16 protein-coding genes and 1 pseudogene are annotated in these 18,540 nt (G+C 71.5%); 10 read left to right on the plus strand and 7 right to left on the minus strand.

The features are described from left to right. Window positions 1-67 precede the first annotated feature (67 nt). From N4G63_RS27840 to N4G63_RS27850, 3 genes are all read left to right on the plus strand, one after another. The gene (locus N4G63_RS27840) at window positions 68-847 is read left to right on the plus strand and encodes an ABC transporter permease (protein WP_314600542.1); all 780 of its coding nucleotides are present in this window, start codon (window positions 68-70) and stop codon (window positions 845-847) included. A gap of 88 nt (window positions 848-935) precedes the next feature. After that, window positions 936-1,781 carry an SPFH domain-containing protein gene (locus N4G63_RS27845; protein WP_314600543.1) on the plus strand — a complete coding sequence of 282 codons (846 nt, stop codon included), beginning with the start codon at window positions 936-938 and terminating at the stop codon, window positions 1,779-1,781. Between the two features lie 30 nt (window positions 1,782-1,811). Then, window positions 1,812-2,609, plus strand: a complete 798-nt coding sequence (locus tag N4G63_RS27850; RefSeq protein ID WP_314600544.1) for an ABC transporter ATP-binding protein — start codon at window positions 1,812-1,814, stop codon at window positions 2,607-2,609. A 33-nt stretch (window positions 2,610-2,642) separates the two neighbouring features. Here N4G63_RS27850 and N4G63_RS27855 read toward each other — a convergent pair whose 3' ends face one another. The 7 genes and pseudogenes from N4G63_RS27855 to N4G63_RS27885 all read right to left on the minus strand — a co-directional run bounded on the left by N4G63_RS27855 (window position 2,643) and on the right by N4G63_RS27885 (window position 11,784). Beyond that, a complete protein-coding gene (locus tag N4G63_RS27855) occupies window positions 2,643-5,978 on the minus strand; it encodes an ATP-binding protein (protein ID WP_314600545.1) in 3,336 nt (1,111 codons plus the stop codon). Between the two features lie 177 nt (window positions 5,979-6,155). Beyond that, a complete protein-coding gene (locus N4G63_RS27860) occupies window positions 6,156-6,647 on the minus strand; it encodes a MarR family winged helix-turn-helix transcriptional regulator (RefSeq protein ID WP_314600546.1) in 492 nt (163 codons plus the stop codon). 141 nt (window positions 6,648-6,788) lie between these two features. Continuing rightward, window positions 6,789-7,544, minus strand: a complete 756-nt coding sequence (locus N4G63_RS27865) for an ABC transporter ATP-binding protein (protein ID WP_314600547.1) — start codon at window positions 7,542-7,544, stop codon at window positions 6,789-6,791. Next, window positions 7,541-8,353: pseudogene (locus N4G63_RS27870) on the minus strand (ABC transporter ATP-binding protein); the annotation flags it as partial. The pseudogene N4G63_RS27870 and the gene N4G63_RS27865, both read right to left, overlap by 4 nt. Continuing rightward, the gene (locus N4G63_RS27875) at window positions 8,323-9,567 is read right to left on the minus strand and encodes a branched-chain amino acid ABC transporter permease (protein WP_314600548.1); all 1,245 of its coding nucleotides are present in this window, start codon (window positions 9,565-9,567) and stop codon (window positions 8,323-8,325) included. The pseudogene N4G63_RS27870 and the gene N4G63_RS27875, both read right to left, overlap by 31 nt. Continuing rightward, the gene (locus N4G63_RS27880) at window positions 9,567-10,622 is read right to left on the minus strand and encodes a branched-chain amino acid ABC transporter permease (protein ID WP_314600549.1); all 1,056 of its coding nucleotides are present in this window, start codon (window positions 10,620-10,622) and stop codon (window positions 9,567-9,569) included. The genes N4G63_RS27875 and N4G63_RS27880 overlap by 1 nt, the downstream gene beginning before the upstream one ends. Window positions 10,623-10,632: 10 nt before the next feature. Further along, window positions 10,633-11,784, minus strand: coding sequence for an ABC transporter substrate-binding protein (locus tag N4G63_RS27885; protein ID WP_314600550.1), 1,152 nt, complete (start codon window positions 11,782-11,784; stop codon window positions 10,633-10,635). 422 nt (window positions 11,785-12,206) lie between these two features. Here N4G63_RS27885 and N4G63_RS27890 point away from each other — a divergent pair, with 422 nt between their 5' ends. The 7 genes from N4G63_RS27890 to N4G63_RS27920 all read left to right on the plus strand — a co-directional run bounded on the left by N4G63_RS27890 (window position 12,207) and on the right by N4G63_RS27920 (window position 18,540). Then, window positions 12,207-13,403 (plus strand): amidase, encoded by a 1,197-nt coding sequence (locus tag N4G63_RS27890; RefSeq protein WP_314600551.1) that lies wholly within the window; start codon window positions 12,207-12,209, stop codon window positions 13,401-13,403. Continuing rightward, window positions 13,400-14,659 carry an acyl-CoA dehydrogenase family protein gene (locus N4G63_RS27895; RefSeq protein ID WP_314600552.1) on the plus strand — a complete coding sequence of 420 codons (1,260 nt, stop codon included), beginning with the start codon at window positions 13,400-13,402 and terminating at the stop codon, window positions 14,657-14,659. Before N4G63_RS27890 ends, N4G63_RS27895 begins: the two co-directional genes overlap by 4 nt. Window positions 14,660-14,793: 134 nt before the next feature. Next, window positions 14,794-15,171 carry an IacB protein gene (locus tag N4G63_RS27900; protein WP_314600553.1) on the plus strand — a complete coding sequence of 126 codons (378 nt, stop codon included), beginning with the start codon at window positions 14,794-14,796 and terminating at the stop codon, window positions 15,169-15,171. Between the two features lie 31 nt (window positions 15,172-15,202). Then, window positions 15,203-15,787 carry a nuclear transport factor 2 family protein gene (locus N4G63_RS27905; RefSeq protein WP_314600554.1) on the plus strand — a complete coding sequence of 195 codons (585 nt, stop codon included), beginning with the start codon at window positions 15,203-15,205 and terminating at the stop codon, window positions 15,785-15,787. 48 nt (window positions 15,788-15,835) lie between these two features. After that, window positions 15,836-17,125: an aromatic ring-hydroxylating oxygenase subunit alpha gene (locus N4G63_RS27910; protein ID WP_314600555.1), complete on the plus strand. Its 1,290-nt coding sequence runs from the start codon at window positions 15,836-15,838 to the stop codon at window positions 17,123-17,125. A gap of 139 nt (window positions 17,126-17,264) precedes the next feature. Beyond that, window positions 17,265-17,741: an aromatic-ring-hydroxylating dioxygenase subunit beta gene (locus tag N4G63_RS27915; protein WP_314600556.1), complete on the plus strand. Its 477-nt coding sequence runs from the start codon at window positions 17,265-17,267 to the stop codon at window positions 17,739-17,741. Between the two features lie 13 nt (window positions 17,742-17,754). Next, window positions 17,755-18,540: an SDR family NAD(P)-dependent oxidoreductase gene (locus N4G63_RS27920; RefSeq protein WP_314600557.1), complete on the plus strand. Its 786-nt coding sequence runs from the start codon at window positions 17,755-17,757 to the stop codon at window positions 18,538-18,540.

Here is an 18,540-nt window from a genome sequence, read left to right on the forward strand (position 1 = left end):
GGCCCGGCAAAGCCGGTTCCGCGGCGTTCGCTGGGTTCTGTCACCACGTTCCGCGTCGGGTGCGTTGATGAAGCCTTTGGTTCCCGTCGCTGCCACGACCCGCGTGGCGCTGGGGGTGAGTTTCTTCGTGCTGTTCGTGGCGCTGTGGGCGCTGGCCACCTTTGGCGGCTTCGTGCAGAAGACCTTTCTGGCCGATCCGCTCACCATGGTGAAAAGCGGCGTCACGCTGCTCACCGAGATGGGTTTTGGCTGGGACATCCTGTGGACGGTGTGGCGCGTGCTGGGCGGCTTTCTGATCGCCGCGGCCATTGCGCTGCCGCTGGGCGTGGCGATGGGCGCCTACAAGCCGGTGGAGGCCTTCTTCGAGCCCTTCGTCAGCTTTGCGCGCTACCTGCCGGCCAGTGCCTTCATCCCGCTGCTGATCCTGTGGGCCGGCATCGGCGAGAAGCAGAAGCTGGCGGTCATCTTCATCGGCAGCTTCTTCCAGCTGGTATTGATGATCGCGGTGATCGTGGGCAACACCCGGCGCGATCTGGTGGAGGCCGCCTACACCCTGGGCGTGAATGACCGCGGCCTGATCCGCCGCGTCTTGATCCCCGGCGCAGCGCCCGAGATTGCCGAGGTGCTGCGCATGGTGCTGGGCTGGGCCTGGACCTATGTGATCGTGGCCGAGCTGATCGGCGCCAGCAGCGGCATCGGCCACATGATCACCGACAGCCAGGCGCTGCTGGCCACCGACCAGATCATCTTCGGCATCATCGTCATCGGCCTGATCGGCCTGGCCAGCGACCTGCTGTTCAAGTGGGCCAACCGCCGGCTGTTTCCGTGGGCTCAGCTGGGGCGATGAGGCCGGGTCGTCGCGCGGCTGCCGCGGCTTCACAATCCCCTCGCGGCGGGCCATCTCGGCCCGCCATGCCGATGCAGGGGAGACGAACATGAGCATGCGCTCACGCGGGGTGGCAGGCCTGGTGCTGGTGGTGGCGGTGGGCCTGGGCCTGTCGAGCTGCGGCACCATCGGATCGGGCAATGTGGGCGTGCGCACCACGCTGGGCAAGATCAACCCCGAGGAGCTGGAGCCCGGCGTCTACCTGGGGGTGCCGGCCATCAGCCAGGTGGCCGAGTTCTCGGGCAAGGAAATCGGCGTCGACCTGAGCGACCTCACGCCCAAGGCACGCGACAACCTCTCGCTGCGCGACCTGGACGTGACCCTGTACTACCGCGTGGCAACCGGCCAGATCGCCGACCTGACCGTCAAATACGCCGGCCAGCATGTGCGCGACGAAGGCAGCCGCGTCACCCTGCCGGCCCACGGCCTGCTCAGCCGCCTGGCGCGCAATGCCATCTACGAGCAGGCCGCACGCATCGACAGCCTGGTGATGCACACCCAGCGCGACGAGCTGGCCTCGGCCGTGCGCCGCGGCCTTCAGGCCGAACTGGATGCCAACGACAAGGGCGTGTTCACCATCACCCGCGTGGTGATCCGCGCGCTCACCACCGACCCGGCCATCGAGCGCACCATCCAGGAATCGGTGGCCGCGCAAAAGCAGCTCGAAACCACCAAGCAGCGCGTGGCCATCGCCGAGGCCGAGGCCCAGGTGGAGATCAAGCGCGCCGAGGGCGTGGCGCGTGCCAACCAGATCATCAACCAGAGCCTCACGCGCGAGTACCTGCAGCACGAATCCAACCTGGCGCTGATGAAGTTTGCCGAGAAGGGCGGGGCCACCACGGTGGTGATCCCCGCCAACATGCAGACCGCGCCCCTGATCAACATCGGCAAGTAGCCGCAGCCACCCCACCCATCGCCAGACGCCATGACCACCCCCCTGCTCACCGTGCGCGGCCTCGAACGCCGCTTCGACAAGACGCTGGCGCTGCAGGCCACCGACCTGGATGTGGCCGAGAACGACTTCATCACCATCCTGGGCCCCAGCGGCTGCGGCAAGAGCACGCTGCTGCGCATCGTGGCCGGGCTCGACCAGCCCACCGCCGGCCGCGCCGAGCTGGAAGGCCAGCGCATCACCGGCCCCGGCGCCGAGCGCGGCATGGTGTTCCAGAGCTACACGCTGTTTCCCTGGCTCACGGTGCTGGACAACGTGTGCTTCGGCCTGCGCGAGCGCGGCCTGCCGCGCGCCGAGCAGCTGGCCATCGCGCACGACTTTCTCGCCAAGGTGGGCCTGCGCGGCTTTGAGCAGCACTACCCCAAGCAGCTCTCGGGCGGCATGCAGCAGCGCACCGCGCTGGCCCGCGCGCTGGCCAACCGCCCGCGCATGCTGCTGATGGACGAGCCCTTCGGCGCGCTCGACCATCAAACCCGTGAGCTGATGCAGGAGCTGCTGCTGGGCATCTGGGAAGCTGAACGCACGACGGTCTTGTTCGTCACCCACGACATCGACGAAGCCGTGTTCATGGGCAGCCGCGTGGTGGTGATGAGCGCCCGGCCCGGCCGCATCGTGCTCGATGAACGGGTGCCGCTGCCGCACCCGCGCCACTACTCGGTGAAGACCACGCCCGAGTTTGCCGGCCTGAAGGCGCGGCTGACCGAGGCCGTGCGCGCGCAGGTGCTGGCGGCGCAGGCGCAGATGCAGGCGCAGGCGGCCGCAGCGGCCTGAGCACCGCCGCCCGGTCGCCCCGCAGGCGGCCCCTCAGTCGGCCCCGAGCGCCGCCCGCAGCGCGGCCATCGCCGCATCCAGCCGGGCCATCGGCTCGCTGCAGGGGTTGACGGGCAGCACCAGTCCGACGGCCTGGCGCGTGGCGGCTTCGATCGACAGCGTGAGCGCCGCCATCTCCACCAGGCCCAGCGTCAGCGCGGGGCCGCGCAGATCGTGGGCTTGCTGCTGCACCGCGGCGGCGTTGCGCGCGGCCAGCGCGGCGTGCAGCGCCTGCAGCCCCGAGCCCTGCGCAAACTGGCGCAGCAGGCGCTCGTACATCGCCTGGTTGCCAGCCACCGCGGCCAGGCCCTGGGCCAGGTCCAGCCCCGGCAGCTGCGCCAGCCGATCCTGCAGCGCCGGCCGGGCGGCCGGTGCAGGCGCCTGCGGGCCGGCCGCGGGGGCCGCGGTGTCTTCGGGCACGGCAGCCGGCAGCTGGGTGGCCGTCAGCCAGCGCAGCAGGGTGGCGTGGAAGGCATGCACGTCCAGCGGCTTGGTGATGAAGTCGTTCATGCCTGCGGCCAGGCAGGCCTGGCGGTCTTCATCGAAGGCATTGGCGGTGAGGGCCAGGATGGGCAGTGCGGCATGGCCGGGCATGGCGCGGATCAGGCGCGCGGCCTCGACGCCGCTCATCTCGGGCATCTGCATGTCCATCAGCACCAGCGCGTAGCCGCCGCCACGTGCCAGCGCCACGGCCTCGCGGCCGGTGGCCGCGCAGTCAGCGGCAAAACCCAGCCCGTGCAGCATGGCCAGCGCGACCTCGCGGTTGACCTCGTTGTCTTCGGCCAGCAGCACCCGTGCGCCGCGGTAGCCCTGGCGCAGCAGGCTCGAGGCACTGGCCGGCTGGGTGGCCGGGCTGGGTGGCAGCACGCCGTGGCCACGCTGCAGGCGAGCCGTGAACCAGAAGGTGCTGCCCACGCCCACCTCGCTGTGCGCCCCGGCTTCACCACCCATCAGCTCGGCCAGGCGCCGGGTGATCGCCAGGCCCAGGCCCGAGCCGCCGTAGCGGCGGGTGGTCGAGGCGTCGGCCTGCTCGAAGGCATCGAACAGGCGGGCCAGCACCGGCGGTGCAATGCCGATGCCGGTGTCACTGACGGCAAAACGCACCAGCAGCTCGTCGCCCTCCACCTGCAGCAGCTTGGCCTGCAGCAGCACGCGGCCCTGCTCGGTGAACTTCACCGCATTGGAGGCGAAGTTCAGCAGCGCCTGGCGCAGCCGGGTCGGGTCGCCGCGCAGCCAGTGCGGCACGGCGTTCGGGTCCATCTCGATGCGCAGCCCCTTGGCGCGCGCCGCCTCGCCGATGATGGACTGCACGTTGTCGAGCACCGCCGACAGATGGAAGCTGGTGCTCTCGATCTGCATGCGGCCGGCCTCGATCTTCGACAGGTCGAGGATGTCGTTGACGATGGACAGCAGGTGCTGGCCGGCGCGGTCGATCTTCTCCAGGCGGTCGGCCTGCGCCTGGGGCACGCCGTCGCGGCGCATCAGGTAGGCCAGGCCGAGGATGGCGTTGAGCGGCGTGCGGATCTCGTGGCTCATGTTGGCCAGGAAGGCGCTCTTGGCCTGGCTGGCCCCTTCGGCCTGGCGCCGCGCGGTCACATCGCGCGCCAGCACCACGAAGCGCTGCAGGGCATCGGCCGCCACCGGCTTGCGCGCCACCGACAGCTCGAACCAGCGCGGCGTCTCGCCCGGCGACAGGTTGCACAGGCCGCGGCCGCCGGGCTGGCCGGCGGCGGTGGCACGCACCGCCTGCATCAGCACGGCGGCCGCATCGGCGGGCAGCGCCTGCTCGATGCCGTGGTTCAGCAGCTGCGCGGCCGGTGGCAGCAAGGCGTCGTCGGGCGGGGCATGCAGGGCCAGCAGCCGGCCCTGCAGGTCAACCTCGAACAGCAGGTCGGGCAGCGCCGCCAGCGTGGCGGCCATGTCGTCGCGGGCCTCGCGCAGGCGCTGCTCGCTGAGGCCCAGCGCGATCTCGCGCTCGCGCGATTCGGTGATGTCCATGCGCGTGCCCAGCATGCGCAGCGGCGCGCCGGCGGCGTTGCGCTCGAGCACCCGCCCGCGGTCCAGCACCCACAACCAGCGGCCATCGGCATGGCGCATGCGGTAGGCCACGTCGAAGATCTGGCGCTGCCCGGCCAGGCTGGCCTCCAACTCGGCTTCGACACCGGCCAGGTCGTCGGGATGCACCAGCTGGCGCCAGGCCGACTTGTCGCCGAGCTCGCGCTGCGGTGGCAGCCCGAGCATGCCGTGCCAGCGCTCGTTGCAGGTGGCGCGGTTGTTCACCAGGTCAAAGTCCCACAGCGCGAGGTCGGCGCCGTCCAGGCCCAGGGCCAGGCGCTCGGCGCCTTCGCGCTCGAGGCGCCGCCGCTGCGCATCGGCGGCCTGCAGCTCCTGCCGGCGGCGCCGCAGCATGGCGTCGGACGCCAGGGTCAGCAGCACCAGCAGGGCGTACAGGCCCAGATAGGCATACAGGTGCTTGAACCAGGGCGCGTAGATCGCGTCGACCGTGCGGCTCAGCGCCAGCACCAGCGGCTGGTCGATGTCGGCGGCATCGGGCGTGACGCGGCGCTGCACCATCAGCTGCTCGGTGCTGTCGAGCTGCGCCCGACCGGTCAGCACGGTGAGCGATTGCCCGCTGTCGAGATGGCGCCGCAAAAACGAGCCGGCCGCGCCCAGCGGCTGTGACCAGACCACCGGCCTGGGCGCGTCCAGCGCCAGCAGCACGCCCTGCGCATGGGCCAGGGCCACGAAGGTGTCGGCGTTGTGGCGCACCGCGCGCAAGGCGGCGGCCAGCTGCGCCGTGTCGATCTGCGCCACCAGCATGCCCAGCGGTGCGCCATCGCTGCCGGCCAAGGCCAGGCCCAGCAGCAGCACGGCCTGCGCACCCGGCCCGTCCCACACCGGCAGCGTCAGCAACCGGCCCGGGTCTTGCGGCCCGGCCGCCTGGCGCAGCAGGGCCGGCAACGCCTGCCGCACCGCCGCACTGACGGGCCGGCTGCCGGCCACCACCGTGCCGCCGCGTTCAACCAGCAGCAGCGAACGCACCAGGCCCAGGCCCTGGCCCACGCCCTCGATCGGGCGCGTCCACAGCCCCGCCCACTGCGCCGGCGGGCTGCGCTGGATGTCGTCGCGCAGCGGCCGCATGCCGGCCACGGCACTGCCCAGCTCGCGCTGCAGCGTGTCGGCCACGGCATTGGCCTGGGCCACGATGAATTCGCGCTGGTTCTCGGTGACGGCCCGGTGATCCTCGTAGATCTGCCAGCCCACCAGCAGCCCCACCAGGGCCAGCAAACCCGCCGGCAGCCAGCGCTCCAGGCGTGACAGACGGGACAACGAGGCTGAGGTGTCGACAGCGGCGCGCATGAGCTACGCTAACACCAAGCCTCTGTGGCGGCCTCGGCAGCGGCCCTATCCTGGCCCTGTGCTGGCCCTGTGTTGCCCCTGTTGCGCTGGCCCTGACCTGGCCCGCTCGGGTGCGGGCAGGCGCGCCTCAGTGCGCCTCAGTGCATCTCAGCGCGGCTCGCGCCCGGTGGCCAGGTCGGCGTGGCGGGGCGAGAGGTTGTCCAGGATCTGGTGCAGCGACTCGTTGAGCTTGCGCATCTGCAGCGGCGTCAGGCCATGGAAGCTGCGCACGAAGATGTGGCGCGTGGCCAGCTGGCTGCGCTCGATCGCCTGGCGGCCCAGGTCGGTGAGGTGCACCACGGTGACGCGGGCGTCCTGATCGGAGGTGGAGGTGTCGACCAGGCCCTCGCCCTTCATGCGGTAGACCAGCTTGGTCACGGTGGACAGCTTGGCGATGGCGTGCAGCGAGATCTCGGACACGCTGCTGCTGCCGCGCTCGTTCAGGATCATCAGCGTGCGCCACGAGGGGATGTCCAGGCCCACCGGCTTGAGCGCCTTCTCCATCTCGAGGGTGTAGACGCCATGCACCCGCGCCAGCCAGTAGAACGGGAACTCCTCCTTGACGAACTCGGGCTGGGTGGGATCGAAGCGGAGCACCATGGGGCCGGGCGATGGCAGTCGCAAAAAAGGGGCTGGAGAAACGGGCGGCGGCGGCGGGCAGGCACCCGGCGGGCCGGGCGCAGCGCCATGTTAGCCGCCCGCCCGGCCGGCCAGGCGGCGCGGCCGCGATGGCGCGGCGGATCAGGTGGACAACAGCGCCTGGTGCTGGCCGTGCAGGCCCAGGTAGGCCTCGACGATGCGCGGGTCGCGCGCCAGCTCGTCGGCCGGGCCCGACATCGACACGCGGCCCAGCTCGAGCACATAGGCGCGGTCGGCCAGCTGCAGCGCGGCGCGCGCGTTCTGCTCGACCAGCAGGATCGACACGCCCTGGCGCCGCAGCTCGCCCAGGATGCGGAAGATGTCGCGCACGATCAGCGGCGCCAGGCCCAGGCTGGGTTCGTCGAGCATCAGCAGGCGCGGCCGGCCCATCAGGGCGCGGCCCAGGGCCAGCATCTGGCGCTCGCCGCCCGACAGCGTGGCCGCCTGCTGCGCGCGCCGCTCCTTCAGCCGCGGGAACAGGCCGTACACCCAGTCCAGCGTCTCGGCCTGGGTGCGCGCCGCCTCGCCGCGCAGGCGGTAGCCGCCCAGGCGCAGGTTGTCTTCCACGTTCATGCTGGCAAACAGCGCGCGGGTCTCGGGCACCAGGGCCACGGCGCGCGCCACGCGGTGGCCGACGCCCTGCGCAGCCAGGTCTTCACCGGCCACGCAGATGCGGCCGCGCCGCGGCGGCAACACGCCCATCGCGGCGCCCAGCAGCGTGCTCTTGCCGGCGCCATTGGGGCCGACCACGGTGACGATCTCGCCGGCATTCAGCGTCAGCGACACCTCGCTGACCGCCTCGATCTTGCCGTAGGCCACCGACAGGCCCTCGATGCTCAGCAGTGCGTTGGCGTTCACAGTCCGGCTCCCAGATAGGCTTCCAGCACCTGGGGATTGGCCTGCACCTCGGCCGGCAGGCCTTCGGCGATCTTCTCGCCGAACACCACCACGGCCACGCGGTCCACCAGGTTCATCACGAAGTCCATGTCGTGCTCCACCAGCAGCACGGCCATGCCCTCGGCACGCAGGCGGCGCAGCAGCTCGGCGAGCGCCTGCTTTTCCAGATGGCGCAGGCCGGCGGCGGGCTCGTCGAGCAGCAGCACCGCGGGGTCGGCGCACAGCGCGCGGGCAATCTCCAGCAGGCGCTGCTGGCCCAGCGCCAGGCTGCCTGCCTCGGCATCGGCCAAGGCGCCCAGGCCCACGCGCTCCAGCTGGCGGCGAGCCTCGGCCAGCAGGCGCGCCTCTTCGGCCCGGTCCAGCCGCAGCAGGCTGGCCAGCAGGCCGCGCCGGCCGCGCAGGTGGGCACCGATGGCCACGTTGTCGAGCACGCTCATCGTCGGCAGCAGCTTCACATGCTGGAAGGTGCGCGCCAGGCCGGCCGCGGCCACGCGCTGCGGCGTCCAGCCGGCCACGCTGCGGCCGAGAAAGCGCACCTCGCCGGCGCTGGGCCGGTCCACGCAGGAGAGCTGGTTGAACAGCGTGCTCTTGCCCGCGCCATTGGGGCCGATCACCGCCAGGATCTCGCCGGCATGCAGTGTCAGGCTGATGTCGCGGTTGGCCACCAGGCCGCCGAAGCGGCGGGTCAGGTCGCGCACCTCCAGCACGGCCTGGCCGGCGCCGGGCAGGCGGCGGCGGGTCAGGGGGCGGCGGGCAGGGCGGGCCGGCCGCCGGCCACGGCGCGTGGCGGGGCCACCGCCGCCGCCGCCGCCGCCGCGGCCACCGAGGCCATCTCGCCGGCCTCGGTGCCGTGGCCGGTGGCCCGGCCATCGGCCTGGGCAGTGCCTTGGGCGCCGGCCGCGCCGCGCGCCGCCTGGCGGCGTGCCAGCCGCCAGCGCCGCACGGCAGCCCACAGGCCACCCGGTGCACGCTGCATCAGCAGCACCACGCACAGCGCAAACACGATGGCCTCGTAGTTGCCGCTGCGGCCCAGCAGGCGCGGCAGCTGGTCTTGCAGCGCATCGCGTGCCAGCGTCACCACGGCGGCGCCGGCAATGGCGCCCCACAGCTGGCCCACGCCACCGATCAGCGCCATGAACAGGTAGTCGATGCCGGCGCCCAGGCTGAACGGCGCCGGGCTGACGAAACGCTGGTTGCAGGCATACAGCCAGCCCGACAGGCAGGCCAGCAGCGCCGACAGCGTGAAGGCCGCCATCTTCATGCGCAGCACCGGCACGCCCATCGAGGCCGCCATGGCCTGGCCGCCATTGAGCGCGCGAATGGCCCGGCCCGTGCGTGAATCGAGCAGGCAGTGCACGCCCAGCATGGTCACGAACAGCAGCGCCCAGATCAGCACGAACATCTGGCCCGGTTGATCGAGACGCCAGCCCAGCAGCTGCAGCGGCGGCAGGCCCGACAGGCCGGTGTGCGTGCCCAGCGCCTCGCTGGTGCCGAACAGCGCATACAGCGCCAGGCCCCAACAGATGGTGCCCAGCGGCAGGTAGTGGCCCGACAGCTTGAGCGTGACCGCGCCCAGCGCCAGCGACACCCCCAGCGTGACCACCAGGCCCAGGCCCAGCGCCGCCCAGTGCGAGCCGGCCAGCGGCGCCAGCCAGGCGGGCAGGCCCTGGCCCAGCGTGAGCCAGGCGCAGGCATAGGCGCCAATGCCCACGAAGGCCGCCTGGCCGAAACTGGTCATGCCGGCCACGCCGGTCAGCAGCACCAGGCCCAGCACCACCAGCGCGGCCAGGCCGATCTGGTTCAACAGCGTGAGCTGGAACACGCTGAGCCAGGGGCCCACGGACACAAAGGCCAGGATGGCCAGCACCGCCAGCGGCGCGCGCCACCCGGCCCGGCGCTGCAGCGCCTGCGGCAGGCCGGTGCCGGCCGCCACGGCGGTGGCCACCGCTTGCGGCGCCGCCAGGGTATTGCTCAGGTCGGTCATCACTCTTCCTCGTGGTGGTGGGTGGTCAGCGAGCGCCACAGCAGCACCGGCAGGATCAAGGTGAACACCAGCACCTCCTTGTAGGCGCTGGCCCAGAAGGTCGAGAACGACTCGACCAGGCCCACCGCCAGCGCGCCCGCGGCGCCCACCGGGTAGCTGGCCAGGCCGCCCACCACGGCGCCGACGAAACCCTTCAGGCTGATGATGAAGCCCGAGTCGTAGTACAGCGTGGTGATCGGTGCGATCAGCACACCCGACAGCGCACCGATGGCCGCCGCCAGGCCCATGCTGGCGCGGCCGGCGGTGGTGGGCGAGATGCCCATCAGCTCGGCGCCCAGGCGGCTGATGGCGGTGGCGCGCAGTGCCTTGCCCGACAGCGTGCGCTCGAAGAACAGCCACAGCCCGCCGATGATGGCCAGCGAGGCCGCCAGCACCCACAGCGTCTGGCTGTTGAGCATCACCGGGCCGATCTCGAAGCCGGCCTCGCTGAAGGGCTGGGTGCGCGCGCCCTCGGCGCCGAACATCAGCAGCGACAGGCCCACCAGCAGCACATGCACCGCGATCGACACGATCAGCAGCACCAGCGCATGCGCGCTGGCCACGGGCTTGAAGCACAGGTCGTACATCAGCGGCCCCATCGGCACGATCAGCGCCAGCGTGTAGAGCACCTGCAGCAGCGCCGGCTGCTGCGCACCGCTCACCAGCGGCGCCAGCGCCAGCAGGGCCAGGGCCCAGGCCGGCCACAGCAGCGCGCGCCAGCCCAAGGCGGCCGGCCAGCGCCGCGCACCATCGGGCCCGCGCTGGCGCCAGGCACTCACCAGGCCCAGCAGCCAATGCAGCGCCGCCGCACCCAGCAGCAGCCAGGCCAGCAGCGCCGGCTGGCCGGCCTGCAGCGCGGCCATGGTCATGGCGCCGAAGGTCACGAACTCGCCTTGCGGCACCAGCATCACGCGCGTGACGGTGAACACCAGCACGATGGCCAGCGCCAGCAGCGCGTAGATGGCGCCGCTGGTCAGGCCGTCCTGGCCCAGCAGCAGGGCAATCTGCAGGTTCACCGCATGCCCCTTACTTGACCAGCGTCCACTGACCGTTCTTCACGGTGATCAGCTCGCGGCCGCGGGTGTCGAAGCCGCTGTGGTCGGCCGCCGACAAGGTGTAGACGCCCTGCGTGGCCGGCAGCTCCTTGATGCCCTCCAGCGCATCGCGCAGGCCGGCCCGAAAGGCCGCCGTGCCCGGCTTGCCGGCCTTCAGCGCCTGCGGAATGGCGGCCTGCAGCAGCAGGCCGGCGTCATACACATTGGCGCCAAAAGTGGCCGGCTTGCTGCCATTGAGCTTCTCGTAGGCGGCGATGTAGGCGCTGGCGATCTTCTTGGTGGGGTGGCTGTCGGGCACCTGGTCGAGCACCAGCATCGCGCTGGCGGCCAGGATGGTGCCTTCCACCTTCTTGCCGCCCAGCTTCAAGAAGTCGGGCAGCGCGGCGCCGTGGGTCTGGTAGATCTGGCCCTTGTAGCCCTGGTCCACCAGCGTGGTGTGCGGCATCACCGCCGAGCTGCCGGGCGCGGCCACCAGCACCGCATCGGGCCGGGCCGCCAGCAGCTTGAGCGACTGCGCGGTGACCGAGGTGTCCTGCCGCGCAAAGCGCTCGGCCGCGATCAGCTTGATGCCGGCCTTGGCGGCCAGCTCTTCGGTCACCTTCTTCCAGTTGTCGCCATAGGGGTCGGCGGTGCCGATCAGGCCCAGGGTCTTCACGCCGGCCTTCTTCATGTGCTCGACCAGGGCGGCGCAGATGATGTCGTCGTTCTGCGTGGTCTTGAACACCCACTTCTTCTTGTCGTCCATCGGCAGCACCACGGCCGCGGTACCCACCGGCGCCAGCATCGGCACACCGGCCTCGGCGGCAAACTGGATCACGCCCATCGCATTGGGCGAGCCGCTGGGGCCGACGATGGCGTCGACCTTCTCCTCGTTGATCAGCTTCTTGAAGGCCGACACCGAGGCCGTGGGGTCGCTGCCGTCGTCCAGCGCGATGTAGGTCACCGTCTGGCCGGCCACCTGGGTGGGCAGCAGCGGCACGCTGTTTTTCTGCGGAATGCCGACCAGGGCCACCGGCCCGGTGGACGAGGACACGACACCGATCTTGATCTGGGCCTGGCTGGCGGTGGCGGCCAGCAGGCCGGCCAGCAGGGCCGTGGTGGCGAGGAAGGTGGGCTTGCGCATCGGGGCTACTCCAGGCGCGGAAGTCGCGCGGTTGGCGGGTGGACGTGGGGACATGGCGGCAGCGGGGCTGTTGTCGGCAGCACGCCAGGCCAGGCGGTGCCGCACCGCTCCGGCTTTGCAGACTTCATGCCAACTTCCATCATTCAAAGCGTTCACTTTCACGATTTGTCAGAGGAAGAACAAGCGCATCAAGCGGCCGAATCAGCGGGCACCATGAGCGCCCGATCTCCTCGCTTCAGCCGATTCTGCAGGGAAAACATTCACCAGCATGGTGTGGTTTGCCCCAAATCAAAGCCTTGCGTGCATTTCAGGCACCGGAATTGATCAGACAAAAGCCTCGGATATTTAGTTGACGTTTCACGTTTCTTCAGCCTATCGTCCGGCCCATGCCAGGTGCCCAGGGCGCCGCAACCTAATCCACCATGAACGCGTCCACGCCATCCACCCACCCGTTTCCGCCGCACTGCCTGGTGGCGGCCTTGCCGCCTGGCGCCAGGGCCAGCGCGGCCGCGGCCAGCGGCCCTGCCTTCGTGGTGAAGGACACGCTGGACGTGGCCGGCCAGCCCACCCGCGCCGGCAGCGCCGCACTGGCCGATGCCGCGCCCGCCACCCACCATGCCGAGGTGGTGCAGCGCCTGGTGGACGCCGGCTGGCAGCTGCTGGGCAAGACCACGCTGCATGAGCTGGCCTTCGGCACCACCGGCATCAACCACCATGCCGGCACGCCGCTGAACCCGGCCTGGCCCGAGCGCGTGCCGGGCGGCTCGTCCAGCGGCTCGGCCGTGGCGGTGGCCTCGGGCGCCGTGGCGCTGGCGCTGGGCACCGACACCGGCGGCTCGGTGCGCACGCCGGCCGCCTGCTGCGGCGTGTTCGGCCTGAAGCCCAGCTTCGGCCGCGTCAGCCGCGCCGGCGTGATGCCGGCCCGCAGCAGCCTGGACTGCGTGGGTCCCTTCGCCGCCGACATGGCCACGCTGGTGGCCGCGATGCAGGCGCTGTGCCCCGGCTTCGGTGACCTGCCCGCGCTGCCCGCCGATTGGCGCATCGGCCTGGTGGATGTGGCCGCCGACGCCGCCGCGCGCGATGCCGTCACCACCGCGCTGGCCCGCGCCGGCCAGCCGGTGCGGCCGGTGCAGCTGTCGGGCTTTGACGCCGCCTACGAGGCCGGGCTGAAGATCATCCAGCGCGAGACCTGGGCCGCCTGCCAGCACCTGTGGCGCAGCGGCCGCGTGGGCGCCGATGTGGCCTTGCGCCTGGAGCGCGCCAGCCACACCCGCGATGACGAGGTGGCCGCGGCCGAGGCGCTGCGACGCGTGTTCAGCGCCGAGGTCGACGCCGCGCTGCAGCACTGCACCGTGCTGGCCCTGCCCACGCTGGCCAGCCCGCCGCCGCGCCTGGCCGATGCCGCCGACACCCTGGCCGCCGTGGCCATGACCCGCCTGGTGCGGCCCTTCAACCTGACGGGCCATCCGGCCATCAGCCTGCCGCTGAACCGCGCCGACGGGCTGCCGGTGGGCCTGCAGCTGGTGGGCCGCCATGGCGATGACGAAACCCTGTGCGCCGCAGCGCAGGCGCTGACCGAGCGCCTGGGCCTGCGCGCCGTCTCTGGAGCCACCCAATGACCGCCACCACCCTGGCCCGCTCACCGCTCGACGATGCCGCCAGCGGGCCCGCACGCGCCGCCGCAGCAGCGCCCGCGCTCGCTGTCCACGCCAACGCCAACGCTGCGGCCGCGCCAGCGGCCGGCCACGGCGCGCCCGACGAGGCCTTGCTTGCCGCGCTGCTGGCCGAGCTGCGCACCCGCCGCGAAGAGTTCACCCGCGCGCACCAGATGCCCGAGGACATCGTGGCGCGCTTCAAGGCCCTGGGTGTCTACCGCGCGCTGGTGCCGCGGGCACTGGGCGGGCTGGAATGGGGCCCGCGCGCCTTTTGCGAGCTGATCGAGCGCATTGCCGGCGCCGATGGCTCGGCCGGCTGGGTGGCCAGCTTCGGCATGGGCGTGACCTACCTGGCGGCGCTGCCGCCCGACACCCTGGCCCAGGTGTACGCCAACGGCCCCGACGTGGTGTTTGCCGGCGGCATCTTCCCGCCGCAGAAGGCACCGCGCGTGGACGGCGGCTACGAGGTCAGCGGCCGCTGGGCCTGGAGCAGCGGCTGCACCGGCGCCGATGTCATCGGCGTGGGCATCGCCCCGCTGGAAGGCGACAAGACCGGCCTGCCGCGCATGGCCGTGATGCCGCGCGCCCAGGTGCAGATCGAGCGCACCTGGAACGTCACCGGCCTGGTGGGCACCGGCAGCCACGACATCGTGGTGCAGCGTGTGCAGGTGCCCGAGGCCTGGACCTTTGTGCGCGGCAGCCGCTCGCTGCGGCCCGAGCCGATGTTCCGCTACCCGACGCTGTCGTTCGCGGCGCAGGTGCTGGCGGTGGTGGGGCTGGGCATTGCCCGCGGCGCCATCGAAGAACTGCGCGCCATGGCCGCCGGCCGGGTCTCGGTGACCGGCGCGCCGCGCCTGGCCGACCGGCCGCAAACCCAGATCGAGCTGGCCCGCGCCGAGGCCCAGCTGCGCGCCGCGCGCGCCTTCTTCTACGAGGCCATCGACAGCGCCTGGGCCACGCTGCTGGCCGGCGGCGAGGTCAGTGCCGAGCAGACCAGCCTGCTGCGCCTGTCGGCCACGCACGCCGCGCGGGTGAGCGCCGAGGTGGCACGCGCCATCCAGATGCAGACCGGCATGACCGGCGTGTACCACGACTGCCCGATATCGCAGCAGGTGCGCGACGTGCAGGTGCTGACCCAGCACGCCTTCATGGGCGACATCACCTACCAGAACGCCGGGGCCATGTTGTTCGGTCTGCCGCCGCTGCCTGGCTATCTGTAGCCCACCCCCGGAAGCGGCTGCGCCGCTCCCCCTCAAGGGGGCGCCAGCAGCAGCCCGGCAAAGCCGGTTCTGCGCTTGCCGCTGGGCTGGGTTTCCGTCCTTCAACACCTTCTCGTTTCTCAAGGAAAGACGTCATGTCCATCCGCACGCTGTTCTGCATCGGCATCAACCAGAACTTCTTCAACGCCGCCCCCGACGAGGCCAAGGCCGTGTGGCTGGCCTTCGGCAGCATGATGAACGGCATTGCCGCGCTGCCCGGCGTCACGGTGCTGGGCAACATGGACGACGACCAGAGCATGGTCGGCCCCAGCACCGGCTGGCCCTGGACCTGCTATGTGCTGGCCGATGTGCCCGACCAGGCCACGGTGCATGCGGCCTGCAACCTGTTTCGCACCATCGTGGTGGGCGACGGGCCCTACAAGCTGTGGAAGTACGCCCGCATCGAGGCCCGCATGGGCCGCGAACTGGTGGTGCCGGCCAACCTGCTGCCGCCCGCCCCGGCTGCGGCCTGAGCGCCTGCGCAACGCTGGCGCCACAGCCACCATGCACACCCTGCCGCCCGACGATCTGCTGCAGCGCCTGGCCGACCTGGAAGCGCGACTGCAGCGCTTCGAGGATACCCAGGCCATCCGCGACTGCGTGCTGCGCTACATGGACCTGTGCGACCACCTCGACGCCCACACGCCGATGCACGCGCTGGGTGACTGCTTCACCGAGGATGCGCTGTGGGCCGGCAAGGGCGCGCGCTACGGCGCCAGCTTTGGCGGCCACCAGGGCCGCGACGCCATCGTGGCCATGCTGGGCCGCTACCGCGGCAGCCTGGCCGGCGAGCAGCCGGCGCGTGCGCCGCACTTCGCCTTCAACGCCCATTTCCTCACCAGCGAGCAGATCCGGCCCACCGGCCCGCACAGCGCCGAGGCCGCCTGGCTGATGCTGCAGACCTCCAGCTTCTCGGCCGGCGGCGCGCACCTCAACGCCGCGCGCCTGAGCCTGCAGATGCAGCGCGGCGCCGATGGCCGCTGGCGCATCGCCCGCTTCGAGACCGAGAACCTGCTCAGCCGCCCGGTGAGCACCTGGCACAGCGACGCCGCGCTGCCGGTGCCCGCGCCGGATGCCATGCGCGACTGACGCGACCGAGCCCATTTGACCGAACGCCCCCCACGGAAGCCCCACGCCATGAACGCCCCGACCGCCCCGATCCACTTCGTGCGCCCTGGCCGCGACCCCGCCGACCTGGTGCGCGACGACCGCGTGCACACCTCGCTGTACACCGACCCGGCGATCTTCGACGCCGAGATGGACAAGATCTTCCGCCACTGCTGGGTGTGGGTGGCGCACGAGAGCGAGCTGCCCGAGCCCGGCAGCTTCAAGACCCACTGGGTGGGCATGGAGCCGGTGATCGTCAGCCGCGACCGCAAGAACCAGATCCATGTGCTGCTCAACCGTTGCCGCCACCGTGCCGCCACCGTGTGCGAGCACAAGAAGGGCAAGGCCGCCAGCTTCGTGTGCCCGTACCACGGCTGGGCCTATGCGCTGGATGGCCAGTTGCGCGGCGTGCCGCACCCCGAGAGCTATGGCGACTGCCTCGACAAGGCCGAGCTGCCGCTGGTGAGCCTGCGCGTGGAAAGCTACAACGGCATGGTCTTCGCCACCTTCCGCGACGATCTCGAGCCCCTGGCCGACTGGCTGGGCCCGGCCAGGAAGTGGATCGACCTGTTCATGAAGCAGGCCGGCGGCTACCCGGTCAAGGTGGCCGGCGAGCACCGCTTCCGCTTCCCCGGCAACTGGAAGATCCAGCTCGAGAACACCACCGACGCCTACCACTTTCCGCTGGTGCACAAGAGCTTCCTGAGCTCCATCGACGAAGAGACCAAGCAGGTCTTCGACTTCGTCAAGGGCCCGGGCTATGTGGAAGACCTCGGCAACGGCCACAGCGTGATGGTGATGATTCCTTCGCTGGTGGATCTGGACGCCAATCTCGATGCGCCCATCCCCGAGCGCTTTGCCGAGCTGGCCCAGGCGCTGCGCGACGAAGGCCATGACGAGCCCGCCGTGCGCCGCCTGGTGCGCGCCGTGGGCGGCACCGGCTTCAACCTGAACCTGTTTCCCAACGTGGCCTGCTCGATGGCCTTCTTCCGGGTGCTGCAGCCGGTGTCGGTGACCGAGACCGAGATCCACCATGCGGCCATCGTGATGGACGGCGGCCCGGCCGTGTGCAACCAGGCGCGGCTGCGCCTGCACGAGCATTTCCAGGGCCCGATGGGCTTTGGCACGCCCGACGACAGCGAGGCCTGGGAGCGCGTGCAGCAGGGCGCCAAGGCCGGGCAAGACCTCTGGATCATGGTCAACCGCGGCCTGCCCGGCGAGCGCCTCACCGCCGACGGCAAGGCCAGCGACGTGAGCGCCGAGACCGGCATGCGCGCCGCCTACCGGCAGTGGAAAAAGCTGATGACAAACGGCGCATGACGCTGCTGCGCGAGCACAGGGCGGCCCTGCGCTGCTCGCCGTACGGGTGTACGGCTGCGCTGCTCGAAGCACCCTGAGCCCGCTCGCGACGCTTCCTGCAGCGTTTGTTCCCGCCGACACAACCCTCCGGATTCCCCTCATGAACCTGCCCCTCCTCCACAGCCTCACCGCCTTCGTCTGGGCCGAGGCCGACATGCTCGACCACGGCGAGTACGCCGCCTGGCTGGACCTCTGGGCGCCCGGCGGCCAGTACATCGTGCCGATCGACCCCGACACCACCGACTTCGACAACACCCTCAACTACGCCAACGACAACGACGCCATGCGCGCGGCCCGCGTGGCGCGGCTGGTGAGCGGCGAATCGGTGTCCACCCAGCCGATGGCGCGCACCGTGCGCAGCGTGTCGCGGCTGCGTGTGCTGGCCGAGCAGGGCGAGGTGGTCACGCTGCGCGGCGCGCAAGACCTGCGCGAGTTCCGCAAGACCGGCTTCCACCAGTACACCGCCGATGTCACCTGGACCCTGCTGCGCAACGGCGAGGGCTGGCGCATCCAGCGCAAGGTGCTGCGCCTGGTGAACGCCACCGATGCGCTGGCCGGCATCGGCTTCATCGTCTGAGCGGGGCCTTGCGATGAACACCGCCGCACCCACCGCTGCACCCACGGCGGCCACCGCCGCCCCGGTCGCCCTCGTCACCGGCGCTGCCGCCGGCCTGGGCCTGGCCATCGCCAGCGAGCTGCATGCCGCCGGCCACCGCGTGCTGCTGACCGACCGCGACGCGGCCGCCGCCCAGGCCGCCGCCGCCGCGCTGGATGCCAGCGGCCGCACGGCCCGCGGCCTGGCGCTGGATGTGCTGCACAAGGCGCACTTCGAGGCCGCGCTGGCCCATCTGCACGAAGGCGGCTGGGGCACGCCGCGCGTGCTGGTGAACAACGCCGCGCTGACCCTCACCACGCCGGTGATGCAGATCAGCCCCGAGGAATTCAGCCGCGTGAGCGATGTGAACCTGCGCGGCTGCTTCCTGGCTTGCCAGGTGCTGGGCGCGGCCATGGCGGCGGCGGGCTTCGGCCGCATCGTCAACGTGGCCTCGCTGGCCGGGCAGAACGGCGGCACGGCCTCGGGCGCGCACTACGCCGCCAGCAAGGCCGGCATCCTGGCGCTGACCAAGGTCTTTGCCCGTGCGCTGGCCGGGCAGGGCGTCACGGTGAACGCCGTGGCCCCGGGCCCGCTGGACCTGCCCTCGGTGCACGCCATGGTGCCGGCCGACCGGCTTGCCCAGATCGTGCAGACCATTCCCGTGCAGCGCCTGGGCGATGCGCGTTTCATCGCCCGCGCCGTGCTGCTGCTGGCCGACGAGGCCGCGGCCTCGGTCACCGGCGCCGCGTGGGATCTCAACGGCGGCCTGTTCATGCGCTGA

It is taken from the genome of Aquabacterium sp. OR-4, assembly GCF_025290835.2.
Lineage (GTDB): Bacteria > Pseudomonadota > Gammaproteobacteria > Burkholderiales > Burkholderiaceae_C > Pseudaquabacterium.

Bases quoted from the DNA above. Each gene is read 5' to 3' on its own strand.
- N4G63_RS27900 (WP_314600553.1), top strand. From the start codon at position 14,794: ATGTCCATCCGCACGCTGTTCTGCATCGGCATCAACCAGAACTTCTTC.
- N4G63_RS27890 (WP_314600551.1), top strand. From the start codon at position 12,207: ATGAACGCGTCCACGCCATCCACCCACCCGTTTCCGCCGCACTGCCTG.
- N4G63_RS27915 (WP_314600556.1), top strand. From the start codon at position 17,265: ATGAACCTGCCCCTCCTCCACAGCCTCACCGCCTTCGTCTGGGCCGAG.
- N4G63_RS27920 (WP_314600557.1), top strand. From the start codon at position 17,755: ATGAACACCGCCGCACCCACCGCTGCACCCACGGCGGCCACCGCCGCC.
- N4G63_RS27910 (WP_314600555.1), top strand. From the start codon at position 15,836: ATGAACGCCCCGACCGCCCCGATCCACTTCGTGCGCCCTGGCCGCGAC.
- N4G63_RS27845 (WP_314600543.1), top strand. From the start codon at position 936: ATGAGCATGCGCTCACGCGGGGTGGCAGGCCTGGTGCTGGTGGTGGCG.
- N4G63_RS27860 (WP_314600546.1), bottom strand. From the start codon at position 6,647: ATGGTGCTCCGCTTCGATCCCACCCAGCCCGAGTTCGTCAAGGAGGAG.
- N4G63_RS27850 (WP_314600544.1), top strand. From the start codon at position 1,812: ATGACCACCCCCCTGCTCACCGTGCGCGGCCTCGAACGCCGCTTCGAC.
- N4G63_RS27895 (WP_314600552.1), top strand. From the start codon at position 13,400: ATGACCGCCACCACCCTGGCCCGCTCACCGCTCGACGATGCCGCCAGC.
- N4G63_RS27840 (WP_314600542.1), top strand. From the start codon at position 68: ATGAAGCCTTTGGTTCCCGTCGCTGCCACGACCCGCGTGGCGCTGGGG.
- N4G63_RS27875 (WP_314600548.1), bottom strand. From the start codon at position 9,567: ATGACCGACCTGAGCAATACCCTGGCGGCGCCGCAAGCGGTGGCCACC.
- N4G63_RS27885 (WP_314600550.1), bottom strand. From the start codon at position 11,784: ATGCGCAAGCCCACCTTCCTCGCCACCACGGCCCTGCTGGCCGGCCTG.
- N4G63_RS27905 (WP_314600554.1), top strand. From the start codon at position 15,203: ATGCACACCCTGCCGCCCGACGATCTGCTGCAGCGCCTGGCCGACCTG.